The 8,928-nt window shown below is 49.8% G+C and carries 5 protein-coding genes; all 5 read left to right on the forward strand.

Annotated features, from left to right (window positions below):
• Nucleotides 1-243 precede the first annotated feature (243 nt).
• On the forward strand, nt 244-5,853 hold the full coding sequence (gene hpsA / locus H6G21_RS13295; RefSeq protein ID WP_206755608.1) for a hormogonium polysaccharide biosynthesis protein HpsA: 5,610 nt from the start codon (nt 244-246) through the stop codon (nt 5,851-5,853).
• 9 nt (nt 5,854-5,862) lie between these two features.
• A complete protein-coding gene (locus tag H6G21_RS13300) occupies nt 5,863-6,645 on the forward strand; it encodes a type II secretion system protein (protein WP_190573903.1) in 783 nt (260 codons plus the stop codon).
• 68 nt (nt 6,646-6,713) lie between these two features.
• The gene (locus H6G21_RS13305; RefSeq protein ID WP_190573904.1) at nt 6,714-7,877 is read left to right on the forward strand and encodes a prepilin-type N-terminal cleavage/methylation domain-containing protein; all 1,164 of its coding nucleotides are present in this window, start codon (nt 6,714-6,716) and stop codon (nt 7,875-7,877) included.
• Between the two features lie 68 nt (nt 7,878-7,945).
• Nucleotides 7,946-8,551: a prepilin-type N-terminal cleavage/methylation domain-containing protein gene (locus H6G21_RS13310; RefSeq protein WP_190573905.1), complete on the forward strand. Its 606-nt coding sequence runs from the start codon at nt 7,946-7,948 to the stop codon at nt 8,549-8,551.
• Nucleotides 8,552-8,753: 202 nt separating this feature from the next.
• A partial coding sequence (locus tag H6G21_RS13315) for an IS630 transposase-related protein (protein WP_190573429.1) occupies nt 8,754-8,928 on the forward strand: 175 nt, incomplete at its 3' end.

The following is an 8,928-nucleotide window of genomic DNA, read 5'->3' on the forward strand; positions in this document are numbered from 1 at the left end:
AATGAATTATTCCGAGTAAATAATTGATTGATAACTATCATTCCCCTGAGACCATATAGAGGGAAATCGAAGGAATCTGCTGGTTTTTTGCCAGTTTGAAAAGTAGTGAGTAATATCGAAACAGGTTTCCATCTAACCTGACTCTTCTGGGTATACAGCCCAAAAGTAGAAAACCCGGATAATCGGATTAATTACCTTCTCTCAGCATCCAGTTTTGCAGCATTTGCTCTTTAATCATTCGCTATGTCAAACCGTCATTTCTCCAAAGCTATTCAGAGTCTTGTTCGAGAAATCTGGAAACTCCAGCGATCGATGAGCAAGCGTCTTGTCAATTGGTTGTTGCGAGCCACGTTTGTTGCGAATCGGCGGGCAACCACAAATTCAGGGTTTATTCTACCTACCACCGTGCTGCTGATTTTGGTGGTTTCCCTCACGGTCGGAGCCTTAACCTATCGCGCCTATAGCCGCAATACCCAAGTCATTGTCCAAAACCAGCAGCGGGTTCTTTACAATGCGGCCACCCCTGCGATCGATCGGGCGCGATCGAAGCTTGAATTCATGTTTGATTCTTCGAAAGACACCCGCTATCCCGGCGGGGTGCCCCAGGAGAGTTACTTGATGGCAATGCTGTTGAACGATGGCAAAACCAAAGGATTAGCCCGCCTGCCCTTGGCCACACCTGATGCGAGTGGTAACACCGATCCCTACACCCTGCCGGATGAAACTCGCTTGGATCTGGGAACGCGCCCTGGAGCTGGGGAAATGTCTGATAATGGCCCAGATAATGCTTGGTCATTCCGGACAGATACCAACGGGGATGGCAAAGAAGATGCGACGGTTGTTTATTCCATCGTATTTAGTACCCCTAAGGGAACCAATACCCTGTCCTTTGACCAAGTTCTAGTCCGAACGAATGATGCGGATAAAGCGGCTGCCCAAATTGTGCGCCATGGGCCGTTGAGTAATGAAACCCAGGGGGCCTGTAAGGTTTCGAGTGCAACTGGGGGTAACCAAGCAGAAGAAGGCTGGTTCCTAGATGCGAGTAATACCTCGACGATTCGGAAGAATTTCCAAGTCGATTCTTTTGTTATTCCAGACGACCCCAAGAGTGCTGCGGTCACCATGGAATTTCACCAGGATCGGCAACTGAACCGGGGGAATAAGTGGGGGGCTTGGTTTAGAAATGATTTAGAAATCTCTCCGGGGCCGGCCTTCCGCTGGAATGGGGCTATGCATACCGAGGGCAGCTTTGTCTTTGGGGGCAATGCGTTTAACGCCTTTTTGATCAGTGCTAAGGCTTCTTGTTTGTTCTACCCTGAAGCTTCCATTATCTCGGCAACCAATACAACACCGAAGGATGCGACGGAAACAGATATGGATTTCCAAGGGCAAGTTATGTCCTTGGGTCGGGTGGGAACAGGAACGACCCCTGACCAAACGAATATCCCCATCCACGTCCAAGTGGGGCAAGGTGTAAATACAGCTCCGACCATCACTACTGCGACGGATACTGTAGCAACGACCGATAAGGCGACGATGTTGACGATGCTCAGTAATCCAGAACGATTATTGGCTGCGGATAAATACAAATCCGTCAAAGGGGATAACAACCGTGCGGGGTCTACCTGGAATGCCTTCAAAAACGGGCCAATGGCGACCCGTATTGTCAATGTGAAGGAACCGGCTCCCTACGTGGATGACCTTTATCGAGCTGATGATTTGTGGGGGCCGAAGCCTCGTTATGGTCCTAACAAAGATGATCAAATTCCGGCTGACAAGAAGGTGGGTGATGAAATTGTCGGGAAGCCTAATTTGACCCGCAATGATCCCCCAACTGCAGATGCGTTTGGGGAGGTTGGATTTGATGGCTATTGGGAGCGTCGAGCGCGGAATGAAGGCTTACGCATCTTAGTGGGGGAACGTCTAGAACTGGGGAATTTATTTGGCTGGAACACAGCACGGGATAACACCAAGGATGGTTACATTGAGAACCCAAGTTCTACTCGAATCAGTTTCTCGGCTTCGTTCTTGGAGCGAGATGCGGATCCGCTCTATCCTCCAACCGTGAAGCCCTATCCCATTGATAATGACAAAGTCAAAACCCTAACGCATATTCAGCAGCAACGGCGATCGCTGCGGGATAACCTAGCGGCAGTCCAGAGTGCAGCAATTTACCATGGGGCAGTCAACAAAGACTATCCTGTGGCATGTTTAGCTTCGACGGTGCATCCTGGGACTTCCCTGACCTTGCGGGAATCTACCAATTTCTTCCCAACATTGCTGAGAGATGGTGCGGCAAATAATGCGCCAACGTTAGCGTTGTTCTCGAATTTCTTGGTAGGTCGGGGAACGAATGGTCTGGAGTTTCAACCTCCAGACAAGGATCAAGCAACGTTTGAGAGTGATGTTGCTAACACGAATTCTGCTCTACGGAAGGCATTGGATAACTTAGCGAACTTTGCAGGTGATCCAGATGGTGCATTTCCTCCTAAGCCCAACGATACCGTGGTGCATCCCTATCCAGCCATGGCAATGTGGGGGAACTTTTCTAACCTGCGTCGTGCCTTGTCTAGATTGGATTCCAAGGGCTACGCCAATCTGAGTATTGCAGACAAGACCTATATCCAAACGGCAGCCTGTACCGTTGGGATGTTAGCCTACAACATTGACCAAATCCAACGGTTTGATCCCACCAATCCAAGTTATGATTTGGCTTCTTGGAACGGCGAGTCTAACTTGTTGGTTCAGTTGGGCGAAGAGTTGTATAAGTACATGAATGGTGATCCTTCCGATGGTGAAGTATTGACCAAAGCCCAGCAATATTGGTCTAGTTACGATCCAGCAAGTCCTAATAACAGCGGGGTTGCTGGATCAGAAGGAGAGAAAAACTTCTTTGATGTACCGCCGGAAGCTTACATTGAGCTACTGCGCCAAAAGTACAGTGCTGATCATCCTATAGTTCGCTTGGCTGAACTGATCATGCTGAACTTCCAGGTGCGGCGAGATCGTACCTTTGGATTCCGCTCTTCCCCTGCCTTTGGCACCTATGTCATTAACGTGGGTTCTCCTACGTCTCCTAACACGATTGCCTACCCCTCTGCCTGCGACCCAGATCTCTTTCCGATAGTCAGGCAGGCAGCTAATGCAAGGCTGAATAACCAATCTGCGCCGGTGGGTCTTTCGGTGGATAGTAGTGGTAATCCACAGTCACTGAATCCACCCAGTTCTCCTCTGCCTTCGGTCTCGTTACCCAATGGGATTGAGTTAGGTACTCTAGATATGCAGCGAGTCCAGTTTGCGCGGTTGGGACTCTCTCGTCTCTGTGGTGCTCTTGAACTCCCCCGCGATGAGAGGGCTGATAGTGGTAATGGAAGGACTACTTATAATCCACGGGATCCTAGGCTAGATCCTAGAAGTGCCACCTATGATCCTGTCTATGCGATGACGGCACCCCGCCCGGTGGTGAAACCCAAGTTTCCAGCGCTCTATTATCTCTTCCCAGAGGCGGATCATGACTTGGATGGGGAGTTGGTGGATACCAATGATGATTTTGTGGCTGATGTAGTCGGTGAGTATGATCATCGTCAGCCTGGCCATGAGGACTTCATGGATGGAACAGAAGTGACAGCCAAGGTTCTGAATTCAACCCCTCCAAGAACTATTCGGGCTTCTAAAGCGGAACTGGTAGGTTTGACAGTACAGCAAGTGACTGGACAACAGAGTGTTCCTCGTGGTGGGCGAGCCGATAAAGTCTCAGGGGATATGGAACCCTACGTGGTGGATGACTATGTGAAGAAGATTGCCAGTGATAAGAAGGTTGTCTTCAAGCGTATCCAGACAGATGCTACGCCGAAACCACCTACGCCGTATTTCAATGCAGTAACCACCATCAACCCAGTAGCCATTAGTCTGTTGCCGCCTAGAACTGCCCAAAGACCGGGTTTTGCAAGATATCCTGATGCAACAAGGACGGTATTCCCAATACCGGATCATGGTGTTGCCCAGGTGGCCATTCAGCCCGTGGTGGATACTAGCCAGTGGAAGTTGCCCTTCGTAGATGCTCCAGCGGATGATGCATTGAACCCGAATCGGATTATGTTGCCTAGGGGGGTGACGCCGGAGTCGATTCGTGCCTTGGCTTGGGCCCCTAGTGGTTCGCGCCGTGCGTTGGCTGTGCCGTTCCTGGACAAGGCTTTCTTTGATCCACGGCAGTCCATGTTAGCCCGATCGATGGACATTGATATTGATATTTTGCGGAATAGCAAAGTCAAGGATCAACGGGCCTCTGGTGGAACTCCGTTTGCTCCAGATGATGTCTGGTTGCCGGTGAGCGGCATTGTCTATGCCTTCCGTGAGGATGCTGTGCGGGAAGATGCCATCTCTCGACCGGAAAATACTCGGAAAAATACGATGGATGTGCGTGATCCGGCTAATCCAATGGATCCTGAGGTTCCCCTCACGGCAGATAATCGTGGAATTTCGACAAAGCCGATCGATTATCTAGCGGATCCTGATCGTCGTCCCTATGGCTTCCGTCTGCGTAACGGGGTTGACCTGAAACGGGCAGATAGCTTGGTGGGTGGTAATTTCAAGGTGGGTGATAACTATCGAGGGCTATCCTTCTTTACTGATCAACCGCTCTATGTGCGAGGGGATTATAACCTGCACCAGAATGCGGCTGGTAACCTGTTAGAGGAGTTTACCGAGAAAATCCAAGATAAAGCCTTTAACGCAGCCGACTTTTACGATAGTCGTAAGACGCTTGACACGGAGTTCGCTCGACCAGATAGGGATCGTTGGCGTCCATCTGAATTGTTGGCCGATTCTATTAGTATTCAGTCGAATGCCTTCTGTGATGGCAGCGCTGAGGATTACTTCGTTCGTAATCCTGATGTCATTGATGCTGATCGCTACCACCAACCTAGCTATAGTGGCTCCAATACAGGTGGGTTGTACGAGTTGGGTTGTAAGAATAAGGATCGAACCTCGTTCCAAAATGCGAGTCGCCCCAATACGGACTTCAGAACGAACACTTGGGCTTGGCTGCGGGAAAACCCAGCGGTTGTGACCCGTAATGCTGCTGCTGCCAACGGAGCGACCACAAGACCCTTGGGCAAAGATCCCAATGTCTTTAATACTGATATCACGGTAACCTACCCCAACTATTTGTCAGTTGGGGGTGATCCTGATATGCCCATTGAGATTTCGCGCATTGGTGAACCGTTTGGTATCGCTCCCCCGAGAAGACGCTCTGGATCCTTAACAGTAGATTCAGAAAAAGCCTCTCGACCGATTCCGGAATACTTTAATGATTCCAATGTCTCTGGTAATAATCCCTATAGTGATTTGGCGAATAACGCTCGCTTAGCACCTGCGCAGACCACTCGTCTGAATTCGATCGTGGTCAGTGGGATCCCGCCATCCCGTGCAGGTCAATCCTACGGTGGTTTACACAACTTCCCCCGATTCCTAGAGAACTGGGGGAGCGTACCTCTGTACTTCTCCGGCTCGTTCCTCCAACTCAGTTTTAGTAACTATGCGACGGGTCCCTTTGAAGCAGAGGCATGGGAATTAACCAACCAAGGGGAGCTAGCGGCGGCTGATCAATCTGGGGAAAGAATAGGTTACTACAGTCCGCCTAACCGTTTCTGGGGGTATGATGTAGCGCTCCAGTTTGCGCCTGCTGGCCCTGCTGCTTCTCGGTTTGTCTCTCCCAGTTCCACCAAGAATGAGTTCTACAGTGAACCCCAGGTGAATGATCCCTACATTCGTCAACTTTGCCAAGCGGCTAAAACGGGTAAGGTTCCGAGTGTTCCTGCAGCACGTCGCAATAGCCTAGCTTGCCCAACTTAAGGAGTGATTATGCGCACATCAGATTCTTCCCAGTCCGTACGATCGCTCCGGTTCTTGGTGCGGTGGCTGCCATTCCTAGGCCACTCCTCGGAGCAAGGACTGACGTTAATTGAGTCTTTAGTGGCGATCGTGGTTATCTCGATCACGCTTGTCGCGATTACACCACCCATTTTCTTTGCGACTGCTACGCGCATTCAAAATCGCCGTGCAGAGCAGGGGCTGGCACTGGCTCAAGGTGAAGTAGAACGAGTGCGCACGATCGTAGAACGAGGTCAGTATTTTGATACAGACTTGCCGGCTCCTGTAACTGGGGCTCTCAGCAATACCAATCCTGCGCCCCCAACCACCGCTTTAACGGGATTACGAAAGGCATCCAATGTCGATTTACGAGACACCACAGCTTCTCCACCTCTATGTACAGAGGCCAGTCCCTCTGCTCAACCTTCGCTTACCCAGTATGTAAGGGTCGATGTGGATGGGGACTGTACGGCTGATTTCCTAGTACAAACATTTCGGACAGCCGGGACTTCGATTCAATCCACGGATAATGCGGGGAATACCACGAACCTGTCAGTGGGTTTCACGATGGGAGTGCGGGTGTACTCTGTATTAGCGGAAGCCAATTTGAAGGCAGGTAAAGCTGAAACGACGCAGGCCAGCTTGCGGATGACTTCGGGGCAGGGAGGATTTAGATTGCGTCCGGTGTCTGTACTCTATTCTACGGTTGTCAAAAATAGTAATTCCCAAGGGCTTTCAAGTTATCGAGAACTTTGCAAAGCTGGGAAGTGCTAATGCAGTTATCTAGGCTAGCTAGTTGATGTAACGTCTCCCTTTCTCGGAACCTTCTTGTTGGCATGACCATGATTTCTCTTAAGTCTCATCCTAAGTCTCGTCTATTGCGTCTGCTGCGGTGGTCATTGAAGGTTCGTTCGACCAGCGGCTTTACCTTGCTAGAGCTATTGGTGGCCTTAGCGATCGGTAGCCTAATTGTGACTGGGCTCCTCTATGGCGTGGTGGAGTTGATGCAGACTAACCAGCGGGATGCTAGCCGTAGCGATACCCAACGGGAGGTGCAAGCTGCCCTAGATTATATGGCTCGGGATCTCAAAGAGGCTGTATACGTTTACGATGGGCGGTGTTTAACAGGCGACGGTGCGAATCCTTTCAATAAAACTACGGGCCAGAAGCGCTGTCCTGGAGTCTTGAATTATGTGCCCGCTGCACTTAATGATGCGACCAGTCTTCCTGTCTTAGCCTTTTGGCGAGTTGACCCCCTACCCCAAAATTTGATCGATCGCTGCCGCACTAGTGCGGGTACTGCCAATGCTGCCACAAGTTTACAAGGGGTTCCTTGTATTTCTCAGCGGATGTATACCCTAGTGGTGTACGCACTAAATACGGATAATGCCAACAGGCTATGGCGTGGCAGGGGGCGAATCACTCGTTACGAGTTACCCCAGTTTACAACTGCTTCTATCACTGGTGCTGGTGCTCCGACGGCTACTCCCGGCTGGGTCAATCCCCTCCAGGGCCAGACTAACTTCGAAACTTGGCCGTGGGGAGCAGACACTGCGGGTGCAGCAACACAAAATTTGCAGGCTAACAATGGTGGTCGGCCTACCTCCATGGCCAACAATCTTGTGTTGATTGATTTTGTGGATAACCGTACAAATCCTCGGGGAATTAGGCCAATTCCGGTGAATGTGACCTCTGGGGTTCCGGCAGATGCTAATAATGGTTGGAGTGAACTGTGTCCCACCCCTGGCTACGACTCCGCTAATCCCACCCTAGGGGGGTTTATTATGAGTCCGGGGAACGACTTAGCCACTGGAGCTAAATCGACGTTAGGATTCTACACCTGTGTCCGTGGGGCAGATGCGAACAATTTGAACCAGGAAGTTGCAATTTATATTCGAGGGAATGCAGCAGGCCGTCCTGGAATTCCCTTGTCATCTGGTAATTTACCATTTTTGATGGAAACGCGGGTCCTGACCCGAGGCGCGATCGGTAAAGTCAATCAATAGTGTAATTAGCCAGCTTTTAAATCGATTTATAGACCAACTACATTTTCATAACTCCTGGGAGACATAGGATGAATATCCAACGCAGAATCAGCCCCCCTTTGGATCATGCTTCAACCGCTGGCTATACGCTGTTGGAAGTACTCCTAGTTGTGATTATTGTGGGGATCTTGGCTGCGATCGCGGCTCCGGGATGGCTCAGTTTTATGAATAATCAAAGAACCAACTCTGCCCGTTCTCAGATTTTTGATATTTTGCGCCGAGCCCAAACAGAGGCAAAGCAAACTAAGACGCCTCGAGAAGTTCGCTTTGATTTGGCTAATCTCCGCTTAGCCATACTACCCTGCCCAAATTCAGGCAGTGTGGATGCAGCTGTGTCTGCGAATCGAAACTGCACTCAAAATCGAACCGCGATTCCAGATGCTACTGTGACTAAATGGGAAACTTTAGGCAATGGTAATTTGAGTAAAGATAACGTTACGTTTGATAAAACAGGCAATGCGTGGGTTGTCTTTGATAACTATGGGGAGATTGTTCGAGAGACCACTCAGCCAATAGCTACAAATGCCATTTTTAAGATAGGTGTAAAGCCGACACGCGGTGGAACAACCAAATGTGTCATTATTCAGACGGTATTAGGTGGAATGAGAGAAGGTGAAGGGACTGACTGTAATTGATACAGTATTCTCATTTAGATGAATCTGATACTCCAATACTGACTGATAAATTAAAACCCTTTCATAAGTCCTTGAGAGGGTTTTCTATTGCGGTTTGTTGTGCTTACTCGTTTGTGTCCTTACTCTTCCTGACATATATAGCTAAAGCCAGCGACCTTAGGACGTAGACTAGAAGGGAAGTGAGTAATTCCCCCTGCTGACCATGGCCCGCCCCTACAGTGAAGATTTTCGACGCAGAGTTATCGAAGCAATCGAATTGGACGGACTGAAAAAACAAGAAGCCAGTGAACTGTTTCACATCAGTCGCAATACGATTAACCTGTGGCTCCACCGCAAAGCCGAAACCGGAGATATTAAACCCAAGCAACGCCAGTCTC

The sequence above is a fragment of the Alkalinema sp. FACHB-956 genome (assembly GCF_014697025.1).
In the GTDB taxonomy this organism is placed as follows: domain Bacteria; phylum Cyanobacteriota; class Cyanobacteriia; order Leptolyngbyales; family Leptolyngbyaceae; genus Alkalinema.